The organism is Actinoplanes awajinensis subsp. mycoplanecinus, from assembly GCF_001509495.1.
In the GTDB taxonomy this organism is placed as follows: domain Bacteria; phylum Actinomycetota; class Actinomycetes; order Mycobacteriales; family Micromonosporaceae; genus Actinoplanes; species Actinoplanes palleronii.
Genome location: NZ_LLZH01000315.1, coordinates 1 through 19,325 on the forward strand (window position 1 = coordinate 1; position 19,325 = coordinate 19,325).

The window sequence follows — 19,325 nt, forward strand, 5'->3', positions numbered from 1 at the left end:
CCTCGGCGACGCCCTCGACACCGACCGCATCGACGCCGCCTACGACAACGGCGTACTGGTCCTGCGCATCCCGATCGCCGAGAAGGCCAAGCCCCGCAAAGTCAACGTGGTGGCACGCCAGAGCGGCGAGCAAAAGGTGATCACGGGCTGACCCCGCCACCGGGTCTCGAGAACGGCAGGTGATGAGCAGCATGACCAGCATGTTCGTGGCGCGGGCCAGGACCGCGCTGTCCCCGGAATGGGACCACGGGTTCGACGAGGCTTTCACCGAGCTCGTCACCAGTGACCCTGACCTGGTCCGCGACGAGTTCGATGCCCTCATCGACGCGAGCTTCAACGACCCGCCCGGACCCCCGGCGCCGCCGGCGCCGCCCACCGGCGAACCGGAGCCACCGTCGAACCCACCCTGCCACCGGCCGGCCACACCAGCCGGGACCGACCCGGCACCCGCCGACGCAGCACCCGACCGGCGATCACCGCCCTGACCCTGCGGCCCCCGACGCGGCTCGCTCCACCGGCGGCGACGCCAGGCGGCAAGGCCTGGCGCCGCCGCGGGCGGGCGTGGAGAACATCTCGCAGATCCGCCGGTCGGCTGCCGGCCGAGCCGGCCGTGCCGGTCGAGCCGGGGCGCCAGGCGCGAAAGAAAGGACACCACTACGTCAGATGAATGGGGCGCTGACCGAGGTGCCCGAGCTCCTCGAACTCGTCGCCGATGCCTGCCAGGCGCCGATGGCCGCCCTCAAGCTGGTCGGCGGGGGTTCTGCGCAGTTCACCGCGACCCTGGGCATCCGGACCGTGGTGGACGTGCCGCAGTCGATGTCGCTGTGCGACGTGGTGGCCGCGACCAACGACACCATGGTGGTCACGGATGCCTCCCAGGACCCCCGGCTCGCCGGTCACCCGCTGGTGCGTGGCGCGCAGGTCCGGGATCAGATGCCCGGACTCGGGCCGGGCCTGGCCATCAGCCGCCGCATCGTCGAGGCGCAGGGTGGGGCGTTGCACCTGGCCAGCATGCCCGGCGAGGGCGTCACCGCGCGGATTCTGCTGACCTGACCCGCCCCGTGACTCCTGAGCCCGGGTCACACCGTCTCGCTGCCTCGTGCTTCTCGAGGAAGCGACGACGAAGGTCACACCCTCTGGTTCGCGGGCGGGCTCAAGCCGGGCGACCAGCCGCCGATGTGCTTGCTGTGCGGCACAAGCTGTGGTTCTGGTGGAGTGTGGCGGGAACGGTAGCGACCGCCGCCTTCTACCTTCTTGCCCGCGACGGTCTCGCCGCGAACTTGCTCTACAACGCCGTCGGGCTCTGCTCCGCGCTGATGATCCTTGTCGGCGTGCGCCGGTATCGGCCCCGACGCCCTGCCATGTGGTACCTGTTCGCCGCCGGGCAGATGGCCTCGGCGGTCGGCGACCTGGTGTGGGGGTACTACGTCTTCGTTCTGCACCAGGAGCCGTACCCCTCGCTGGCCGATGCCTTCTACCTCGCCTCCTATCCCCCACTGATCCTCGGGCTGGTGTTGTTCGTCCGTGGTCGCACCCGCAGTGACGGGGAAAGCCTCACCGACGCCGGTATGGTCGCTGCCTGCCTGGGCCTGGTGTTCTGGATCTTCGTCCTGCACCCGACCGCCCTCACCACGTCCCCGGCACTGCTGGAGAAGATCACCAGCATCGCCTACCCCGCTGCGGACGTGTTGCTGCTGGCGCTGCTGACCAGGATGTTCATCGGGGCCGGTGCACGCTCGCCGAGCACCCGGATGCTGGGTGCCGCAGCGTTGCTGCTGTTCGCCGCCGACGCCGCGTTCTCCGTACTGTCGCTGCACTCCGACAGCGACGGCTACGAATTGTCCGCGGGCTGGTTGCTGTCCTACGTCCTCTGGGCCGCCGCCGCCCTGCATCCCAGCATGACCGCGGAAGCCGCGGCGCGACCGACCTCCGGTACCGGTATCAGCCGGGGCCCGGTCGTGCTGGCAGCGGTGTGCTCCCTGCTGGCGCCGGGCATGTTGTTCGTGCCGGCCGCCGGCGCCGATCTGATCGATCGGTTCGCCATCGCCACCGTCGGCATCACCCTGTGCGTGCTCGCGTTCCTGCGGACCAAAGGGCTGGTGCGCAAGGTTCACGCCAAGAACGCCCAACTGGAACGCCTGGCCCTCTACGACGACCTGACCGCCCTGGCCAATCGGCGGCACTTCGAGAACGCCCTGAGCCGGGCATCAGCCCACGGTTCGCCGCAGGTGATCTTCCTCGGCCTGACCGGCTTCAAGAACGTCAACGACGAACTGGGCCGCGAGGTCGGCGACGATGTCCTCGGCCACCTGGCTGCCCGGATTCGGGGCGCCGCTCCCGCGGAGGCGCTGACAGCGCGCCTGGGCGGTGACGAGTTCGCGCTGCTGCTGCCCGGCGACAGCACCAGCACCGCCGAACAGGTCGCCGGCGCACTCGCCGACACCCTGCGCGAGCCGATCCACGCCGGCGGCAACGAACTGCTCGTCGGGGCCGGCATCGGTATCGGCGACAGCACCGGCGCGGCCGGCCCGACAGAGGTGCTGCGCCGGGCGGAGACCGCCATGTACGCGGCCAAGGACACCGGCGAGCCGTTCCGGCACTGGTCGCCGGCGCTCGACGAGCGCGCCGGCGAGCAGGCGCGCCTCGGTGCCGAGATCCGCACCGCCTTGGACGCCGGCCAGTTCCGGGTCGTCTACCAGCCGATCGTCGCCGTACCCGAAGGCCGAGTGATCGCGGTGGAGGCGCTGGTGCGGTGGGAGCATCCCGAACGCGGCCCGATCAGCCCGGCCTATTTCATCCCGGTCGCCGAACGCAACGGGCTCGTCGTGGAGCTCGGCGCGTGGGTGCTGCGGACCGCGTGCGAGCAGATGGTCCGCTGGCGTCGCGAGTGGGGATCGGCGGCGCCGGATCGGGTGAGCGTCAACGTGTCGGCTCGCCAACTCGCCCGGTCGGGGTTCCCGCAGACGGTCGCGGACACCCTCGCGGCGACCGGTCTGCCGCCGGCGTGCCTGACCGTCGAAGTCACCGAGACAGCTGTCTTCCAGGGCGGCCGGGCGGTGGAGGCCCTGCACGAGCTGCGGGCTCTCGGGGTGCGCATCGCACTGGACGACTTCGGCACCGGTCATTCCTCGCTGGGACTGCTGCGGACCGTACCGGTCGACATCCTCAAGGTCGACAAGTCGTTCGTCGACGACATCACCGGCGCGGGCGAGCACCGGGTGATCGCCGAGGCGCTGATCCACATCTGTGCGGGCCTGGGCCTGACGGCGGTGGCGGAAGGCGTGGAGACCGCGGAACAGGCCGAGGTGCTCTACCACCTCGGCTACCGGCTGCTGCAGGGATACCACTTCGGCCGTCCGACGGCCGAGGTGGACTTCCGGCCGAAGGGATCGAGCTTGCTCACGTATGCGGACAACGGGGATGGCGGCAGCTCATGGCGAGTCGGTTGACGCGTATCCATCTGGTGGTCGCGGCCACCGCGGGTCACGGCACGCTCACCCGGCCGGTGTCGAGCGTCCGGCCGGCCGGCATCGGCCCCGGCCGTGCACTGTCGAGTGACATCGTCAGCGCGCGAGGGCGTGTTCCAGCTCGGCCTTGCTCATCGACGACCGGCCCTGGATGTTGCGCTTCTTGGCCTCGTTGTAGAGCTGCGCCTTGGTGGGCCCCTGCGCGCCGGTGTGCGACCGCTTCCCGCCTCGGTGGCCGGAGGACACGTCCTCGATCGAGGACCGGCTCGCGGTCCGCGACTCGCCGGCGCGAGCCCGCTCCTTGTTCACCGTGCGCGCGGCGATCTCGGTGGCCCGCTCGGCCGGCACGCCGCGCTTCTCGGCGCTGTCCTTGATGTGCTCGTACTGTCGTTCCCGCTTCGGGCTCGATCCCGCAGGCATGACTACCTCCTCGCTCACGTGTGCTGTCAGGTCTGGGATTCCCGGCTTCCCGGCGGCAAAACGCTTCCGGAGGCCGATACCGGTTCACCTGCTCGGCAATCACGGCCGGGTCGTCCTTCGCGCCCGCACCGACCCTGACGTCGTCCATCTCCCGGAGATCGACTCCGGTACCTGCGCCAGCCGTGCCTCACAAGATCAGCGAAAGCGACCGCGGCGAACATCCCGCCGGCGATCCGGGGCCACCGGTCGTGGTGATGTGCGGCGAAGCCCAGCTGGATGCGGCTGAACTCGCCGACTCACCTGACGCCTTCCGCAGGCCCTCGGCCCGCGGTAGGGCAGGTTCCGGCCGGCAGCAGGAAATACGATCAAGCGCCTCAGCCGCCACCGCCGTCGCCGGGCGCCGCTCCGGTGATGGCCTGGGTCTCCCGCGCGATCATCTCCGGAAGCGGTGCCGTGTCGCCGTTGGTGAGGATGACGCCGACCCAGTCGCTGTCGGGGTAGATGCTCCAGTTCGCGCCGACACCGGGGTTGCCGCCGGCCCGCTGGATCGCCCACTGGCCGCCGGAGATGTCGGCCGACGGGCCGTACGTGCCGAACGACGCCCCGCCCAGCGCGACTCGCGGTGCCAGCAGCACGTCGGCCCACGGGCGGTCCAGCAGCGTGCCGTCACGTAGGGCGCGCGCGAAGCGGACCAGGTCGGGCGCGGTGGCGAAGCCGCCGTCGCCGATGGCGTCGATGAACGCGCGACCCGGGTTCCGTCCGGCCAGGTAATCCAGCGAGCTGCCCTGGTCGAGGTGCCGCACCGCGTCGACCTGCCGGCCGCCGGCCACCGTCATGTACGGGTGCGCGAGGCGCGGGTCGGTGAGCCACCGCGGCCGGGTGAAGAAGCCCGAGCCGGTCATGCCGCAGCGCCGGAAGATGTGCTCCTCGACGTAGTCCCAGTACCGCCGGCCGCTCACGGCCTCCACGATCAGCGCGGGGATAGCGGTCTCGGCACCCACGTGGGTCGTGTTGGGCAGGCCGGGAGTGCCGACCAGCCTCGCCTGCCGGGCCCACTGCTCCTGGTAGGCGTGGACCTCCTCCCGGCTCTGGAAGACGCGCTGGACGTCCTCGTCCGGGGTGTCCATCCCCGACGTGCCGGAGAGCAGGTGGTCGATGGTCACCTTGCCGGCAACGTCCTGGTCGAAGTCCTCGAGGTACCGGCCGATCGGCTGCCGCAGGTCGACCAGGCCCTGCTGCGCGAGCTGCAGGACGGCGATCGCGTTGAACGGCTTGCCCGCCGAACTGAGCGTGAACGCGGTGTCCTCCCGGTTCGGGATCGCGTTCTCCCGGTCGGCCATGCCGTAGCTGCGCGAGAGCACCGTCCGGCCCCGATGGGACAGCAGCACGACGCCGGAGAATCGGCCCTCGGCGGCCAGCTCCGCCACGTACCGGTCGTAGGCGCCGCCGGGCCGGGTGTCCGGCGGGATGCGGTAGGACGTGCCCGCTGCGGCGTTCGCCGGTGCGGCCCCCGCCGCCACCGCGCCGGCGGCCGCCACGCCGCTCCATCGCAACAGCCGCCGGCGGTCGATGCCCCGTACAGAATCCATCACGGTCCTCTCGTGGGTCGGGTCACGAACCGTGGCGGTCCGTGTTCCGTGACTCCACTCAAGCCGCTGCGGCGTTGCCGTGGCGTATGCGGTTCTCGATATGTCCGCGATACACGACGCGGTCAGCTTCGCTCAGGCGGTGCCGGGTCGGCGTCGCCGCGCGCGTGATGCTGCCGACGGCGTAGCCACGGCCCCAGTCCGTAGGCGTCCTCGTTCGCGATGAACGCGCTACGGGCGTTGAACAACGCCTCGTCGGCGTGACTACTGCACCCCCACACCGTCTCGCCCCACGGGTCGGCCAGCTTGAGCTCGGCCGGCTCCGGACACGACCGGCCGTCCGGCATCCCGATCTGGCAACTCGCCGGCGCGCCGCCACGGCGGCTGATGGCCTCGGCCGCCTGCCGGATCAGCGAGAAGCGTGCCGCCGACCCGGTCGGCACCGACCGGCTTTCCGGGCTGACGGCGGTTCGCTGCCCGACCAGGACGACATTGCCGTCCGGGTCTTTCGTACGGACCTCGCCGCCGGGTGCATGGTCGGGATATCCGACGAGCTCGTAGCCGACACCGGCGCCGTCCAGCCCGGCGTTCACCACCGCCAGGTCCTCGACGTAGAGGTAGATCAACAGAGGCAGCTCGACCCGGATCAGCGGCGGCTGGACACAGGCGAGCAACAGGGTGTGCTCACCGCACTGCAGGTACGACCATCGACTGTCACCATCGCCTCCCGCGCGTGTCTCGGTGTAGCCGAACAGCGAGTAGAAGCGCCGGCTCGTTTCGATGTCACGGACGTAACACACCGGCACTGCCGCTGACACCTGTGCCTGCATGAGCGGCAACATACCCGAGCCGGCCGCCGGCATCGGTGCGACCCGGAACCGAGCATGCCAACATGGTGGTCCCATCGGCGACCGGTGCTTGGGTGCAAGCCCGGGCCGGTGGGCGAAGGAGGCGGAAGTGCACCCCCACGACCCTAAAGGGCGGGCGCCACAGACGGACGCCGGCGGCTGGACCGCCGCGGCGCGCCTGCGGCAGGCTTCCGACTGGTTCGCCACCGCCGACGCTTTGGGCGATGAACTGGTGCCCGCGGTTGCCGACTGGTGCGCGGTGCACGTCCGCGACACCGTGGTGCAGGCGCTGCGAGCCGGCGACACCGCACCCCTGCCAGAGCTGGTGACGGCACAGCCGGGTGACGGCGAGCTGCTGGAAATGGTCGCGCTACGCCACCACGACGCCGAACGTGAACCGGTGATCCGGCACTGGGCGGCAGAGATTCCCCTGCGCACCAGTGACTCGTACGGCGCTGGACGGGTCACCGCCACGGGAGTCACCCGGTATCTGCCGCACGTGCCACCGACGATGACCCACGCCGTGGTGGCCAGCCCCGAGCAGCGAGCCCGGTTCGCACGCCTGCCGGTCGCCAGTTCCATCGTCGTACCCTTGCGCACCTCGACCGGGGTCGTGCTCGGCGCCATGACGTTGCTCCGCGAGCTGGACACCCACGAGGCTTTCACCGAACACGATGTGCAAGCTGCCGAGCGGCTCGCCCGATCCGCGGCAGAAGCGCTGCTGGCCTCGTGGACCGCGACGGTCACCGCGGAGCCGGCTTTACCCCCACCGGCGATGGAACGCAGCGCCACCTGGCAACCGCCGCACCCGCGCAACGCCAGTGTCAGCGTCGAGGGCCGCAACTGGGCCAGGCGCACCCTGCCGGAACTGCTGACCCGCCAACCCCGGCGCGACCTGTACGACGACGTGGATCTGGTGTTCACCGAGCTGATCAGCAACGCCGTGCGCCACGGTGGAGGACTGCGTGAGGCGCAACTGGCCAACAACGGTGACCACCTGCGCATGGTGGCGGCCGACAACGATCCGCGCAGGCCGGCCGTCCGTCCGCGCCGGGCCGATCAACCCCATGGGCGGGGCATGCGCCTGATCGAAGCCATCGCCGACAGCTGGGGCGTGCACCGCCACCACACCGAGGTGGGCAAGCGCGTCTGGGTCGACCTGCCATTCGATTGAACACCCGCTGCGCAGCTCCGGAAACGCCGACGTGCAGACGGCGTCCGCCCGTTCGGCAACCGATGGTTTCGGGCGCGTTTGACCCACAGTCATCTTGGAGAAAGGTTCTGTTCACCTAAGAGGGTGGGTGAGCAATGGGTACGACCGTGGCCGAGGTCGCGCTCAAAGCGCTGTCCGGCGGGCTGCTAGTTCTCGTGTTCGCGGCCTTGTCGAAAATCCTCAAGCCGGAGCGGTTCGCGGGCGTCTTCTCCGCGGCGCCGTCGGTGGCGCTCGGCAGCCTCGCCGTGACACTGGTGTTCAGCGGCACGAAGGATCTCACCGCGATCGGCTCGGGTATGGCGGTCGGCGCGGTCGCGTTCGTGGTGTATTGCGTCGCGACGGCACCACTGGTACGCCGGTTCGGTGCCTGGCAGGGGTCCGCCGGCGCCTTGCTGATCTGGGCGACGGTCGCGGCGGCGGGTTATGCGGTGGTGCTGTCATGACTCACACCGAGGCGGCTCGACCGCCGGAAGCCAGCCCGGCCGAGGTGGCCAAAACCCCGGCGCGAGAGTGGTTCGTCCGGTTCGCCTTCGGCGCCGGAGTCTCGGCGCTCGCGGGGATCAGCTCCGAGGTGTGGGGCCCGAAGGTCGGCGGCCTGTTCCTCGCCTTCCCCGCCATCCTGCTGGCCAGCCTCACGCTGGTCGCCAAGGACGAAGGCGCCCACCAGGCCCGCGAGGACGCCCGCGGCGCCGCTCTCGGCGCCGCCGGCCTGATCGGCTTCGCTCTGGTCGTCGCCACCACGGCCCGGCACTGGCCGGTATGGCTCACCCTGGTCACCGCGACACTGGCATGGTTGTCCATCTCCGGTACGGCCTATCTGATCACCGCGGTCCTGCACCGCACCAGAGAAAACTGACCGAGCCACGCAGGCCCCCGAGCGCCGACGCCCTCAGCGGGGGAACCGGGGCTGCGCATCCGGGGGCCGACGACATCGCGGTCTTGGTCTTCGCCGGCGCTGCTTCGGCCGGCGAAGCGGTCATCATGATGCCGACGCGGCCGGGACGATGACAGCGGCCAAAGCGAACGACGTAGGAAAGAGCACCAGCGGGAGACCTGCATGTCGGTGCCCGGCCCGGGCCTGGCGCCAGGTTCTGGCCGGGGTCAAGCCCTCAGCTCCGCCGGCACGGGCAGGCATTCGGCGAGCAGGGCGAGGACGTCGCGCCAGGCTCGCCGGGCGTGCTGGGGGTGAAAACCGACGCCGGGGACCGTGGGGTGGTCGACCGGCGGGTGGTGGAAGGCGTGCAAGGCGCCGCCGTAGACGGTGAGGCGCCAGTCGACGCCCGCGGCCTGCATCTCGGCGGTGAACGCGTCCCGTTGCGCGGGCGGCATGATCGGGTCTTCCGACCCGACCCCGGCCCACACGGGGCAGCGAATACGCGCTGCCTCGCCCGGTCGGCCCGTGGTCAGTGCGTTGACTGTCCCGATCGCGCGCAGGTTGACGCCGTCGCGCCCGAGTTCCAGCCCGATCGCGCCCCCGGTGCCGTAGCCGATGGCGGCGATCCGGTCGGGGTCGGTCCGCGGTTCGGCGCGCACCACGTCGAGTGCCGCGTGGCCGATCCCCCGCATGCGGCCGGGATCGGCGAGCAGTGGCAGGCACCGGGCCAGCATCTCGTCGGGGTCGCTCAGATAGCGTCCGCCGTGCAGGTCGAAGGCGAGCGCGACATATCCCAGCTCGGCGAGGGCATCGGCCCGGCGGTGCTCGACGTCGCTGGGCCCCACGCCCTCGGGTCCGAGCAGCACCGCGGGCCGGCGGCCGATGCCGGCCGGGAGCGCGAGGTGCCCGATCATCGTCACACCGTCCGCCGGGTAGGCGACCGCACGCGTCGTCATCGTCATGATGCGACTCAATGTAGTGATGGTCGAGTCCGGCCCGGCCGGTGTTCTGCAGCTGGCAGAACAGCGCACCCGGGGGACCGACTGTTCATCGCCGGCTCATGTCGGCGCTGAGTGCACCGCTTACCGTGAAGGAGTGCATCGACATACTGCGATGGAGGCCGCGATGCCCGTACGCCGATCCCTGATGACCACCGTGCTGCTCCTGGCCGCGACCGCCGTGCCGGGCGCCGCCCAGGCGGGCGAGGTCGCGTCGCGGCGAGCGCACTTCGACCTGCAGGCCCATCGCGGCGGCATCGGCATGACGACCGAGGAGTCGCTCGAGGCGTTCGGCAAGGCGATGCGCCTCGGGGTCAGCACACTGGAACTCGACACCCAGGTGACCAGGGATCTGAAGGTCGTCGTCAACCACGACCGCCAGATCAGCGCCCAGAAGTGCCGCGACACCGGGCCGGCGGTACCGGACGACCCGAGGTACCCGTATGTGGGCAAGTACATCAAGGACCTGACGCTCACGCAGATCAAGACCCTGGACTGCGGCTGGCAGCAGCTCCCCGGTTTCCCCGAACAGGAGCAGATCAAGGGATTCCGGATGGTCGAACTGCGTGACGTGCTCGACCTGGTCAAGAGCTACCGCGCCAACCGGGTCACGCTCAACATCGAGACCAAGGTCGAGGCAGGCGCCCCCGAGCAGACCGCGCCACGGGCCCTGTTCGTCCGCCGGGTCTTCGAGGAGATCCGCGCGTCCGGCATCGAGCGACAGGTCACCATCCAGTCCTTCGACTGGGGCGCGCTGCACGCCATGCACCGCTTGGCACCGCGCTGGCCGCTGGTCGCGTTGACCAACTACGACTTCCTCCAGGTCGGTATGCCGGGTGCGTCACCGTGGCTGGGTGGCATCGACGCAGATGACTACGGCGGCGACATCGTCCGCGCGGCGGCCACCGTGCCGGGTCTGCGGGTGCTGTCGCCGGTCTACGGCTTCCCGCAGAACGGCAAGATCGGCGACGAGGGCTTCCGGTTCTACCCGGACGCGACCATGATCAATGACGCGCACGCGCGAGGCCTGCGGGTCGTCCCGTGGACGTGCGACGACCCGGCCACTGTCGAGGCGCTCATGGATCTGGGCGTCGACGGCATCATCACCAACTACCCCAACCGGGTCCGCGAGATCATGGCCGAGCGCGGCATGCGGCTACCCAGGGCATACCAGCCCCAGTGACCCGGATGGTTGTCGCCGCGTGGCAAGCAGTTGCCATCTGTGGCCCGGCGTCGTTGCGGTAGGGGCGCTCGCCGGGGCACGGTGCGGGGATGGAAAACATCATCGGCGGTGCCGGGCAGGTTCTCACCGACGCGCAGGTGCGCACGTTCGTGCTGGACCGGCTCGCGGACGAGGATCTGGACGGCCGGCGGGTGTGCGTGATCGTCCCGGATGCCACGCGCAGCTGTCCGCTCCCGCTCCTGCTGGGCGCCGTGCACGAGGCCCTGGAGGGGCGGGCGGCCGCGGTCACGGTGCTGATCGCGCTCGGCACCCACGCGCCGATGTCCGAGGCCCAGCTCGCGAAACACCTCGGCGGCCCCTATCCGGGGTTCGAGGTCCGCAACCACGAGTGGTGGGACCCGGACCGGCTGGTCTCGCTGGGCGGCATCACCGCGGAGCGGGTCGCGGAGCTGTCCGAGGGCCGGATGCGCCAGCCGATCGACGTGACGCTGAACCGGGCGGTCGTCGAGCACGACGTCTGCCTGGTGATCGGCCCGGTCTTCCCGCACGAGGTGGTCGGCTTCTCCGGCGGCAATAAGTACTTCTTCCCCGGCGTCGCCGGGCAGGAGATCATCGACTTCTCGCACTGGCTGGGCGCGCTGATCAGCAGCGCCGCGATCATCGGCACCCGCGGGATCACCCCGGTCCGGGCGTTGATCGACGAGGCCGCCGCGATGATCCCGGCCCGCCGGCTGGCACTGTGCCTGGTGGTGCAGTCCGGCAGCGGCGCACTGCACACGGCCGCGTTCGGCGCCCCGGAGCAGGCCTGGGCCGCGGCCGCCGACGTCTCCGCGCAGACCCACGTGTCCTACCTCGACGCGCCGGTGCGGCGGGTGCTGTCGATCATCCCGGACAAGTACGACGACATGTGGACCGGCGCGAAAGGCTTCTACAAGGTGGAACCGATCGTCGCCGACGGCGGGCAAGTGATCATCTACGCGCCGCACATCACCCGGATCTCCGAGATGCACCCGGAGATCGAGCAGCTCGGCTACCACTGCCGGGACTACTTCGTGAAGCAGTGGGACCGGTTCGCCGGCCAGCATTGGGGGGTGCTGGCCCATTCGACTCATCTTCGCGGTGCCGGGACCTGGGATCCGGAGCACGGCGAGCAGTCGCGCGTCACCGTCACGCTCGCCACCGGGATCGCGGAGCCGGTGGTGCGGGCGGCGAACCTCGACTACCTGGACCCGGCAGCGGTCGATCTGCCGGCCCTGGCCGCCGACCCGGAAACCCTCGTGGTGTCCCAGGCCGGGGAGGTGCTGTTCCGCCTGCGGTGAGCGGTCGAGGCCCGTGCGCGAGTCGTGCCGCGCAGCCCGCTCCAGCCTCGCGCGCCGTGGATGTCGCCACGGCGCGCGAAGGGGGCTGGAACGGGCTGCCGGTCAAACGACCTGCTCGTGGGTCAGCGGCTCTCGGCGAAGTACTCGTAGTTGTCGGCGTTGTCGACGGCGTTGGCCGGGCTCGAGATGGCGAGCTGCTTCGCCGCGGTCTGGCCGTACGCGTGGTCGTCGGTGCCACCGTTGACGGTGAAGTGACTCGACTCGTGGATCAGCGTTCCGGCCTTCGAGTCGGTACCCGTGGCCGGCGCGGTCCAGAACGCGTTGCAGAGGTAGATGATGTAGGGCTGGTCCGGGTAGACGTACGCGTAGTAGTCCTCGTTGCTGGTGCAGTCGAGCGTCAGGGCCTTGGTGGTCAGCTCGGTGGTGATCTTGCTGTACGCCGAGGTCACCCGGGAGAACCGCGACGAGCTGTAGGTGCCGAACCAGGTGGTGTAGGCGCCGCCACCGGACGGGTTCGCCGCCAGCCAGGTCTGGGACTTCTGCGAGTACGTCGCGGCGTTGGTGACGGCCAGGCTCAGCGCGGTCTTCTCGCTCGTGGTGCAGCTGCGGTAGGTGATGGTGACCGCGGCGGCGGCACCGAGCTTCACCTGCTCCGTGGTCGTCGGCGCGACGCCGGCCACCTTGGCGGCACTGCGGATGCCGACGCTGGTGCGGACGGTGGCGCGACCGGTGTCGACCCGGAGCGTGCGCTGCGGCGCCCGCACCTGGCTCGACGCCAGCGCGACGGTGAACGTTCCCGGCGTGGACAGGTCGTAGTCGGCCGCCAGGTCGACGGTTGCCGCGTAGGTGCCACCGGCGGGGATGTGGGTGTAGTCGGCCGCGGTCGGAACCCCGAGCTTCACCAGCTTGCCGCGATAGGGCACCGGCACGCCGTCCCTGGTCACGGCGAGGACCGCTGTGGTCTCGCGTGCCTGCGGCAGGTCCCGGGAGAGCACGTCGACCGCCGACGACGAGGTGTTCCGCACCGCGACACGCACGGTGAGAGCGCTGCTGGTCACCTCACCGATCTGGACGGTCGTGGTGAGACCTACGGTGCTGGCGGCTGCCGCCGCGCTCGCCCCGGCAGCGGCGACTGCCGGGATGGCGATCCCGACAGCGAGGCACGCCGCCCAGAGCGGACGTCGAGAGATACGCACGTGGTTTCCTTTCTCGGCCATCGACCCTCATGTGTGATGTCCAGGGGGAATGGGGGGCACGAGGGTCGATGCACAAACATCAATGATTTTCAATCTATATGATCACCTCCGCTCCTCAATGAACCTTATTCATCCCAGATGGGTCATATCTCGGCACGGCACCGACGTCGGGATTTGGCACCCGGGCACGACGGAGGGCAAGTTGATCCAGGGGATCGCGACGGTCCGTGATCGAACCTAGGCGGTCAACGATGATTCTCAATGTCATGGTCGACGACAAGTGGCGGCACGCGGGAACGGAGGCCGAGAGGGGGCGTTCTTGAGGATCACGTACGCTTCGTCGTGGTCTACGACTGGCTTCAGGAAAGGTCCGTGATCAGCGCCTCTCGCCCGACCCGAAGTCAACGGTTGCCGCCACGCCGCTGTCCAGCTCGGAAGGATTTGAGCCGACGACGGCTCGGTCTCTCACGATTCAGTGTGAGTCCCGTCGACCAACGGCGTTTCGTAAGCCACGCGACTACGCCGGCCGCAGCCACTGCTATCGCTGAGAGCGTCTGCCAGTTCACGAAGACCTGGCGCACCGTGTAGCCGACGGTCCGCTCCACCCGCATCACCAACGGCAGGTCGACCGGAAAGGTGTGCTTGTCCGACGGCACCTCGAAATGCGCGGTGAACTGCATGGTGTCTGCCGGATGCTTAGCCCGGACGATCCAGGTCCACAGCAGCGCCACCTCTTCTCCGGTTGATTGGTTGACCGACTCCGAGGGTTCGATGTCCGCGTCACCCCGATCGGCGAGGAGACTCACCCGAACGTCCGGGCCGACCTTGACCTCACCCGCCGCCCGCGGAACCGATTCCCGGATCAGATCATCGATCCGGGCCGCCAACGAGGGACCCTCGCCGACCATCAGACCGATACGCTCCGGCTGATCGACGACAAGACTCCGCGGGACCTGCCAGGTGGCACGCGCCGTGACAAGTGAGTTCAACTTCGATTCGACTTCTTCGAAGACCGAGGGTTCGGGCGGAGGCTCGCCCACGGACCTTGGATCCGAGGAATCACCGGAGGACAGCAACAGAGCTGCCAGACAGAGCGCGAGGGTAGCTGCCAACAACAGCGCGACAAGCCGCATGACCCGCCTGGGCCTCAACGGGCCCCGGGCCGTCGTCGAGGGCTCCTGGCCGGACATCGTCGCTCCCGAGGATGCATGGTTCGGGGTCCATCCTCGCCTCTGGGATTGCCGCCCGCCAGGCCACCCACGGTCGGGTTGCTGACCAGCTTCAGGAGGCCGCAGTCGGGCATCCCCCGCCAGGCGGCGCCAGGCTCGCGCCGATGCGTAACGGCGGTCCGGCACCGCGATGATCCACGCAGCCGGATCGCCGTTCGTCGCTACGGCCTTGCCGGGCCGCCACACCCGCGCCGGATCACCGTTCGCCGGTAGCCCAGCGCCGATGCAGCTGATGCCACCGTTCGGTGGGCAGGTCGGCGTCGGCGAGGTGCTCCAGACCCTCGACACCGTTGGTGGACAGCACCTCCATGAGCTCCTGGTGGTAAATGAAGAAGTTGCCCTGCAGGGCGTCACAGTGCTGGCAGCCGTTGGTCAGCCCCGTGCCCCCGGCAGTCCGGCTGGTACGAGTCTTGATCGGCTGGGCGAGCCCGACCTTGCCGGTGGCGCGCAGCAGCTGCGCCGCGACCGCGAGAGCCTGCTCGTCCGAGCAGGTGACCAGGTCACCCTCGACAGCGGAAGCCAGGTGCATACCGACGATCGCGGTGGTCGGCCGATGACACTTCCAGCAGTCCATGGTCAGCCCACGGACGGTGACCTTGACAACCTCTCCAGCCGGCACCGTCATCAGCGAACCCTCACCATCCCGAAGTCCCCGCACCGAGTGGAAAGTTGAGAGATCGAGTCCATGCCGGTCACGTTACGACGTGGGTACGACACTCTGCGAACAGGCCGCCGGGAACCACTCCGGCTATCTGTCTGACCTGGGCTTCTATCTGTCTTCAGGGGACAGAACGGCCTTGTCCGGGCAGTTTGCGGCCTTCCATCGTGGTCGGCATGGTCGTTCCGCCCACCCGGTTGTTTCTGTTCATCGTCCTGCTGGCGGCGGCCTGCGGGACCCCGCAGGCCGAGCTTCCGGCCGACGTACGGTCGTCGGCGCGCGGCGCCGATGACGCCGCCGTCCTGCGGCTGGCCGAAACGGTCCTGATCGGCCGCTGCATGCGACGTGCCGGCTTCGACTATCCCCTGGATCCCGCGGAGCTGCGGAACGAGCTGGCCGCTCCCCGGCCCCCGACGTCCCTCGACTCCGCGTGGCCGGAGGACGACGAGAAACGTGCCGCCGCGGCGGCCGGCCCGAGCACGGCCGCGGTGCCGCCCCCGCCTCGGACCCGCCTCAACCGCTACGTCGAGGGACTCGATCCGGCTCGCCGCGAGGCGTTCGCCACCGCCCTGTACGGCGATCCGACGACCGGCCCGGCGGTGGAGGTGACCCTGCCCAGCGGCACCGTGCGGCAGAGCCGGGCCGGCTGTCGCAGCGAGGTGCTACGGCGGCTCTACGGCGACCTCGACGCCTACGTACGCGCACGGATCTCCAAGGACAACATCAACCCGCTCGTCCAGGCCCGCGTCACCACCGACCCGGCCTTCACCGCCGCCCAGGCCCGATGGCGGACCTGCATGACGAAACGGCACTGGGCCGTCGCCGACCCGGCCGAGCTCACCGCCCGCGTTGCCGAGACCAGCGCGACGCTGCCCCCCGATCAGCAGGCCGAGCGATCCCGGGCCGCCGCCGTGACCTCCGCCCGATGCAACCGGCAGGCCAGCCTGTCGGCCACCGCACGACGGCTCACTCCGGCCGCCCAGCGCCGGGTCCTCGCCGACCTGAGTGTCCCGCTCACCGATCTGTCCCGCCGGGAACAGGCCGCGCTGCCGTACGCGCGCCGCCTGCTCGCCGGCGAGGACTCCTGAATTCCCGGGACCGACCCGGGTGCACACCGACACCACCGAGGAGCACCAACGATGAAACGCCTCCTGGCCGCCGCACTCAGCTTCGCCGGCGCCGCCGCGACCATCGCGGTCGCCGCGTCGCCCGCCCAGGCCGCTGCCCCCCAGCAGTGCCCGTCCGAGTCGTTCTGCGTCTACAACGACGTCAACTTCCAGAACGGCGTCTGGGGCACCCCCGGCAACGACAACGACTGGGGTGACAACTGGTTCAGCAACCGCTCGGCCAAGGTCTTCAAGCACGACTCGTCCTGGTACAACCACGGCATCCTGTCCGGCCCGACCTTCGTGCGGGTGTACAACAACTACAACCGGACCGGCGCGATGACCATCTGCCTGCAAGCCGGCACGTACTTCGCGAGCAAGCCCGCGTCCAGCGACAAGGGCGTCTCGCACGGCTGGTACTACAACTGCTGACCGTTGCTTGACCGCGGTGGGCGGACCGGCCTCGGGGCGGTCCGCCAACCGGCGCACCGGGCCGGCCCGGGTCGTGGAGCGCGATCCGAGCCGCTCACGCCGCCAGGACATCCGTGAGCACGCCGGCCACGACCTTGCGCAGCCACGCGTGCGCCGGGTCCGCGGTCTGCCGGCGGTGCCAGTTCACCGTCACCGGTGGGGTCGTCAGCCGGAACGGCAGCGGGCGGGCACGGAGCCCCGGAGGAAGGGGATCCCTGAGTCGTCGGGGAAGAACGGTGACCACCGCGGATGCCGCCGTCACCGCGAGGGCTGCCGACACCGTCGGCACGACGGCGATGACCTGGCGCCGCAAACCGAGCCGGTCGAGGATCTCGTCCACCGGGCCGGCCCGCAGCGGCTGCTGGGACACCACCACATGTGCCGATTGTGCGATCTGCTCGACGCTGGGAGCCGCGACGTCGGCGGCGTGTCCCCGCGGCACGATCAGGACCATCTCGTCGGTGCCGATGACCTGGGAGGCGATGGACGAGGTGCCCGCTGTCGCCGGTGGGCATCCGACGCTCAGGTCGACCGCGCCGCGGCTGAGATCACGGTCGTCCGAGGGACCCTCCCCGGCGAGACGCAGCAGCACGCCAGGCGCCAGATCACCCGCCGTCCGTACGAGGATCGGCGCGACCGCCGACAGGAACGCGTCGTGGCAACGGACGGTGAACTCGCGCGACAACGTCGCAAGATCGAGGCCGGCGGCGGGGGGCCAGCACCGACTCCGCCCGGGCGACCAGATCACGTACCTCATCGCGCAGCTCCAGGGCACGCCCGGTGGGCACCATCTCCCGGCCGGCGCGCACCAGGATGGCGTCACCGGTCGCGGTGCGCAGCCGCGCGAGGATCCGGCTGACCGCCGGCTGGGTGAGGCCCAATTGAGCGGCGGCGTCCTGGACACTGCGATGCTCGAGAAGGGCGTCCAGCCCTTTCAGCAGATTGAGATCCACATGCGCCAGCGTAATACCGTACTTATCTAATATGCATTGGCATCATGATCCATTCCTGAAATACCGTCGAAAGCCACTCGGCACGACCATTCAGGAAGGCTCTTCATGACCCTCGTCGTTCTGGGCGCCACCGGCGGTACCGGACGCCATCTCGTCGCGCAGGCACTGGACCGCGGCCTCGAGGTGCGAGCCATCGTGCGTAACCCCGCGACCGCGCATCTGCCCGCCGGCAACCGTCTCACGGTCGTACGCGGCGATGTCCACGACGCCGCGAGCATCGCCGCCGCGATCGCATCCGGCGACGTTCTCGTCTCCGGCCTCGGCCCCTCCGCCCGAGCAGAGGCTTCGACCCCGACCGCGGGCGCCAACGCCGTCATCGCCGCGGCTCCGGCCCGGATCGTCTGGCTCGGAGCAGCGGGAACGGGCCCGTCCGCGGCGACCACCAGCGCGTTCACCCGACGCTTCCTCAAGACCGGCCTTGGCCTCGAGCACACCGCCAAGGAGGTCGCCGACGCGGCTGTGGTCGAGGCCGGCGGCACGGTGGTGCACGTGGGACCACTGCTCGGCAAGAACGACAAGCCGGGGCTGACTCTCGTGCCCCTGGCTCGGGCCGCCCGGACGTTCTGGCCCACCAGTGGACCCCGCCCCACTGTCGCTCGCCTCATGCTCGACGCGGCCCTTGGCGACACCCTGGAATCCGGGGTGTGGCTCGTGCGTCCGGCCCGCTGAATTCCGCGATTCCGCACCCTCCCCCGCAATGCGCGGACAGCTCCATTCCGCGGTGCCGAACGGACACGCCTAGCGGCCATCCCGGAAATCAGGAACAAGCACGCACCGAGTCGGCACCTCGCCGCCCCGTCACCGGCATCCGCCGGCTCCGGCCGGCCGCGTTCCCCGGGCAGCGCCGCTGCCCGACGCCGGATGCGGCGACGGCGAGGTGGCCGCGACGTTGCCGGTCATCGGCGACCCGGCGCCGCCGGCAACGCTGGGATGCCTCGTCAGCCGGCGAGGCTCAGGGTGGCCATGATCCGGTCAAGCGACGTTCGGCGAGGTCGGACCGGCGGATCAGCCAGTAGAGCTCGCTCATCTCACATCCCTCATTGAGCTCGTCGCCATTGCAGGAAGCCAGCAGCACCCAGGCTCCGCTCGATCCGGGCCATGAGGCCCTCGAGGTCGGCCGGGGTGAATGGGGCGCCTCCTGATCCCGGCACCTGACTCGGTGAGACCAGCGGACCGGCGCCTGCATCGCCGAGCGAACCTCATGCGGCGCGCATCCACGACGAGCCCGCCAACCTCAGATCTCGCCATGCCGCGCGTACATACCGGGCACCGACCAGCTCGCCGCCGCGACGGCAGCGACCAGCGCGACGATTGTGAACGGATGCGCGACCATCGCGTCGGCGCCAAATGCGACGGCCGTGCTTTCCGCGTGGACATCGACGAAGAGGAAGCGACCCGGCGGAGGTGCCTGGGCTGCGGCACCATCGCATTCATCGGTGACAGCGCTGACTACTGGAGCGAGGAAGACCACGACTCGTGCGCGTGCCCTTGCGGTAATGAGGAGTTCGCTGTCGCCGTCGGCTTCGCGCTCTTCAACGACGGCGAGGTGCGCTGGGTCAGCGTCGGCCTACGATGCCTGAAGGACAACACACTCGGCGTCTATGCCGACACCAAGATCGACTACAGCCCCTCGCGTCATCTCCTCGACCAGGCGTAGCGCTGAGCACCATCCGGATCTGCCGCGGAGCGGCATGTGGGGCGCGGCGGGAACCCGGAACCCGGCTGCAGGTCGCTGGCCGAGGTG

The 19,325-nt window shown here is 70.0% G+C and carries 22 protein-coding genes; 13 read left to right on the forward strand and 9 right to left on the reverse strand.

Annotated elements, in window-relative coordinates:
* The 4 genes from ADL15_RS40935 to ADL15_RS40950 form a co-directional block, all read left to right on the forward strand.
* A partial coding sequence (locus ADL15_RS40935) for an Hsp20 family protein (protein WP_157441255.1) occupies positions 1-151 on the forward strand: 151 nt, incomplete at its 5' end.
* A gap of 40 nt (positions 152-191) precedes the next feature.
* On the forward strand, positions 192-485 hold the full coding sequence (locus ADL15_RS40940) for a hypothetical protein (protein WP_157441935.1): 294 nt from the start codon (positions 192-194) through the stop codon (positions 483-485).
* A 178-nt stretch (positions 486-663) separates the two neighbouring features.
* Positions 664-1,053 carry a histidine kinase gene (locus tag ADL15_RS40945; RefSeq protein ID WP_067703744.1) on the forward strand — a complete coding sequence of 130 codons (390 nt, stop codon included), beginning with the start codon at positions 664-666 and terminating at the stop codon, positions 1,051-1,053.
* 134 nt (positions 1,054-1,187) lie between these two features.
* Positions 1,188-3,449, forward strand: coding sequence for a putative bifunctional diguanylate cyclase/phosphodiesterase (locus ADL15_RS40950; RefSeq protein ID WP_067703747.1), 2,262 nt, complete (start codon positions 1,188-1,190; stop codon positions 3,447-3,449).
* A gap of 114 nt (positions 3,450-3,563) precedes the next feature.
* Here the strand turns inward: ADL15_RS40950 and ADL15_RS40955 are convergent, their stop codons facing one another.
* The 3 genes from ADL15_RS40955 to ADL15_RS40965 all read right to left on the reverse strand — a co-directional run bounded on the left by ADL15_RS40955 (position 3,564) and on the right by ADL15_RS40965 (position 6,303).
* Positions 3,564-3,887, reverse strand: a complete 324-nt coding sequence (locus tag ADL15_RS40955) for a plasmid stabilization protein (RefSeq protein ID WP_067703756.1) — start codon at positions 3,885-3,887, stop codon at positions 3,564-3,566.
* A gap of 374 nt (positions 3,888-4,261) precedes the next feature.
* A complete protein-coding gene (locus ADL15_RS40960) occupies positions 4,262-5,476 on the reverse strand; it encodes a serine hydrolase domain-containing protein (protein ID WP_067703761.1) in 1,215 nt (404 codons plus the stop codon).
* Positions 5,477-5,598: 122 nt separating this feature from the next.
* Positions 5,599-6,303: a VOC family protein gene (locus ADL15_RS40965; RefSeq protein ID WP_067703876.1), complete on the reverse strand. Its 705-nt coding sequence runs from the start codon at positions 6,301-6,303 to the stop codon at positions 5,599-5,601.
* Between the two features lie 127 nt (positions 6,304-6,430).
* Here ADL15_RS40965 and ADL15_RS40970 point away from each other — a divergent pair, with 127 nt between their 5' ends.
* The 3 genes from ADL15_RS40970 to ADL15_RS40980 all read left to right on the forward strand — a co-directional run bounded on the left by ADL15_RS40970 (position 6,431) and on the right by ADL15_RS40980 (position 8,390).
* Complete coding sequence (locus ADL15_RS40970) at positions 6,431-7,495, forward strand: ATP-binding protein (protein ID WP_067703764.1); 1,065 nt, start codon at positions 6,431-6,433, stop codon at positions 7,493-7,495.
* Between the two features lie 146 nt (positions 7,496-7,641).
* On the forward strand, positions 7,642-7,977 hold the full coding sequence (locus ADL15_RS40975) for a DUF3147 family protein (RefSeq protein ID WP_067703878.1): 336 nt from the start codon (positions 7,642-7,644) through the stop codon (positions 7,975-7,977).
* The gene (locus ADL15_RS40980; RefSeq protein WP_067703772.1) at positions 7,974-8,390 is read left to right on the forward strand and encodes a DUF3147 family protein; all 417 of its coding nucleotides are present in this window, start codon (positions 7,974-7,976) and stop codon (positions 8,388-8,390) included. The genes ADL15_RS40975 and ADL15_RS40980 overlap by 4 nt, the downstream gene beginning before the upstream one ends.
* A gap of 245 nt (positions 8,391-8,635) precedes the next feature.
* Here ADL15_RS40980 and ADL15_RS40985 read toward each other — a convergent pair whose 3' ends face one another.
* Positions 8,636-9,373: a dienelactone hydrolase family protein gene (locus tag ADL15_RS40985; protein ID WP_067703884.1), complete on the reverse strand. Its 738-nt coding sequence runs from the start codon at positions 9,371-9,373 to the stop codon at positions 8,636-8,638.
* 160 nt (positions 9,374-9,533) lie between these two features.
* Here ADL15_RS40985 and ADL15_RS40990 point away from each other — a divergent pair, with 160 nt between their 5' ends.
* Together ADL15_RS40990 and ADL15_RS40995 are read left to right on the forward strand one after the other, a co-directional pair.
* Complete coding sequence (locus tag ADL15_RS40990; protein ID WP_067703892.1) at positions 9,534-10,589, forward strand: glycerophosphodiester phosphodiesterase family protein; 1,056 nt, start codon at positions 9,534-9,536, stop codon at positions 10,587-10,589.
* 89 nt (positions 10,590-10,678) lie between these two features.
* Entirely contained in the window at positions 10,679-11,908 is a 1,230-nt protein-coding gene (locus ADL15_RS40995) for a lactate racemase domain-containing protein (protein WP_067703775.1), read from the forward strand.
* Between the two features lie 122 nt (positions 11,909-12,030).
* On the opposite strand, the gene ADL15_RS41000 is transcribed toward ADL15_RS40995, so the two are convergent.
* From ADL15_RS41000 to ADL15_RS41010, 3 genes are all read right to left on the reverse strand, one after another.
* Positions 12,031-13,104: a M35 family metallo-endopeptidase gene (locus tag ADL15_RS41000; protein WP_198171238.1), complete on the reverse strand. Its 1,074-nt coding sequence runs from the start codon at positions 13,102-13,104 to the stop codon at positions 12,031-12,033.
* 401 nt (positions 13,105-13,505) lie between these two features.
* Positions 13,506-14,144 (reverse strand): hypothetical protein, encoded by a 639-nt coding sequence (locus ADL15_RS41005; protein WP_157441936.1) that lies wholly within the window; start codon positions 14,142-14,144, stop codon positions 13,506-13,508.
* 385 nt (positions 14,145-14,529) lie between these two features.
* A complete protein-coding gene (locus ADL15_RS41010; protein ID WP_067703781.1) occupies positions 14,530-14,958 on the reverse strand; it encodes a hypothetical protein in 429 nt (142 codons plus the stop codon).
* A 209-nt stretch (positions 14,959-15,167) separates the two neighbouring features.
* Between ADL15_RS41010 and ADL15_RS41015 the strand changes: the two genes are divergently transcribed.
* Together ADL15_RS41015 and ADL15_RS41020 are read left to right on the forward strand one after the other, a co-directional pair.
* Positions 15,168-16,079 (forward strand): hypothetical protein, encoded by a 912-nt coding sequence (locus ADL15_RS41015; RefSeq protein WP_067703784.1) that lies wholly within the window; start codon positions 15,168-15,170, stop codon positions 16,077-16,079.
* A gap of 51 nt (positions 16,080-16,130) precedes the next feature.
* Positions 16,131-16,529 carry a peptidase inhibitor family I36 protein gene (locus ADL15_RS41020; protein WP_067703787.1) on the forward strand — a complete coding sequence of 133 codons (399 nt, stop codon included), beginning with the start codon at positions 16,131-16,133 and terminating at the stop codon, positions 16,527-16,529.
* 94 nt (positions 16,530-16,623) lie between these two features.
* Here ADL15_RS41020 and ADL15_RS41025 read toward each other — a convergent pair whose 3' ends face one another.
* Both ADL15_RS41025 and ADL15_RS52180 read right to left on the reverse strand, forming a co-directional pair.
* Positions 16,624-17,253, reverse strand: coding sequence for a LysR substrate-binding domain-containing protein (locus ADL15_RS41025; RefSeq protein WP_198171239.1), 630 nt, complete (start codon positions 17,251-17,253; stop codon positions 16,624-16,626).
* On the reverse strand, positions 17,174-17,521 hold the full coding sequence (locus tag ADL15_RS52180) for a LysR family transcriptional regulator (RefSeq protein ID WP_198171240.1): 348 nt from the start codon (positions 17,519-17,521) through the stop codon (positions 17,174-17,176). Before ADL15_RS52180 ends, ADL15_RS41025 begins: the two co-directional genes overlap by 80 nt.
* A 105-nt stretch (positions 17,522-17,626) precedes the next feature.
* Here ADL15_RS52180 and ADL15_RS41030 point away from each other — a divergent pair, with 105 nt between their 5' ends.
* Both ADL15_RS41030 and ADL15_RS41035 read left to right on the forward strand, forming a co-directional pair.
* Positions 17,627-18,250, forward strand: coding sequence for an NAD(P)H-binding protein (locus ADL15_RS41030; RefSeq protein WP_067703790.1), 624 nt, complete (start codon positions 17,627-17,629; stop codon positions 18,248-18,250).
* A gap of 652 nt (positions 18,251-18,902) precedes the next feature.
* Positions 18,903-19,238 carry a hypothetical protein gene (locus ADL15_RS41035; RefSeq protein ID WP_067703792.1) on the forward strand — a complete coding sequence of 112 codons (336 nt, stop codon included), beginning with the start codon at positions 18,903-18,905 and terminating at the stop codon, positions 19,236-19,238.
* The last annotated feature ends 87 nt before the right edge of the window (positions 19,239-19,325 follow it).

Coding starts and splice junctions, on each gene's coding strand:
- ADL15_RS40980 (WP_067703772.1), top strand. CDS start 7,974: ATGACTCACACCGAGGCGGCTCGACCGCCGGAAGCCAGCCCGGCCGAG.
- ADL15_RS41030 (WP_067703790.1), top strand. CDS start 17,627: ATGACCCTCGTCGTTCTGGGCGCCACCGGCGGTACCGGACGCCATCTC.
- ADL15_RS40945 (WP_067703744.1), top strand. CDS start 664: ATGAATGGGGCGCTGACCGAGGTGCCCGAGCTCCTCGAACTCGTCGCC.
- ADL15_RS40965 (WP_067703876.1), bottom strand. CDS start 6,303: ATGCAGGCACAGGTGTCAGCGGCAGTGCCGGTGTGTTACGTCCGTGAC.
- ADL15_RS41015 (WP_067703784.1), top strand. CDS start 15,168: ATGGTCGTTCCGCCCACCCGGTTGTTTCTGTTCATCGTCCTGCTGGCG.
- ADL15_RS40960 (WP_067703761.1), bottom strand. CDS start 5,476: ATGGATTCTGTACGGGGCATCGACCGCCGGCGGCTGTTGCGATGGAGC.
- ADL15_RS41035 (WP_067703792.1), top strand. CDS start 18,903: ATGCGCGACCATCGCGTCGGCGCCAAATGCGACGGCCGTGCTTTCCGC.
- ADL15_RS40955 (WP_067703756.1), bottom strand. CDS start 3,887: ATGCCTGCGGGATCGAGCCCGAAGCGGGAACGACAGTACGAGCACATC.
- ADL15_RS40940 (WP_157441935.1), top strand. CDS start 192: ATGACCAGCATGTTCGTGGCGCGGGCCAGGACCGCGCTGTCCCCGGAA.
- ADL15_RS41010 (WP_067703781.1), bottom strand. CDS start 14,958: ATGACGGTGCCGGCTGGAGAGGTTGTCAAGGTCACCGTCCGTGGGCTG.
- ADL15_RS41020 (WP_067703787.1), top strand. CDS start 16,131: ATGAAACGCCTCCTGGCCGCCGCACTCAGCTTCGCCGGCGCCGCCGCG.
- ADL15_RS40990 (WP_067703892.1), top strand. CDS start 9,534: ATGCCCGTACGCCGATCCCTGATGACCACCGTGCTGCTCCTGGCCGCG.
- ADL15_RS40995 (WP_067703775.1), top strand. CDS start 10,679: ATGGAAAACATCATCGGCGGTGCCGGGCAGGTTCTCACCGACGCGCAG.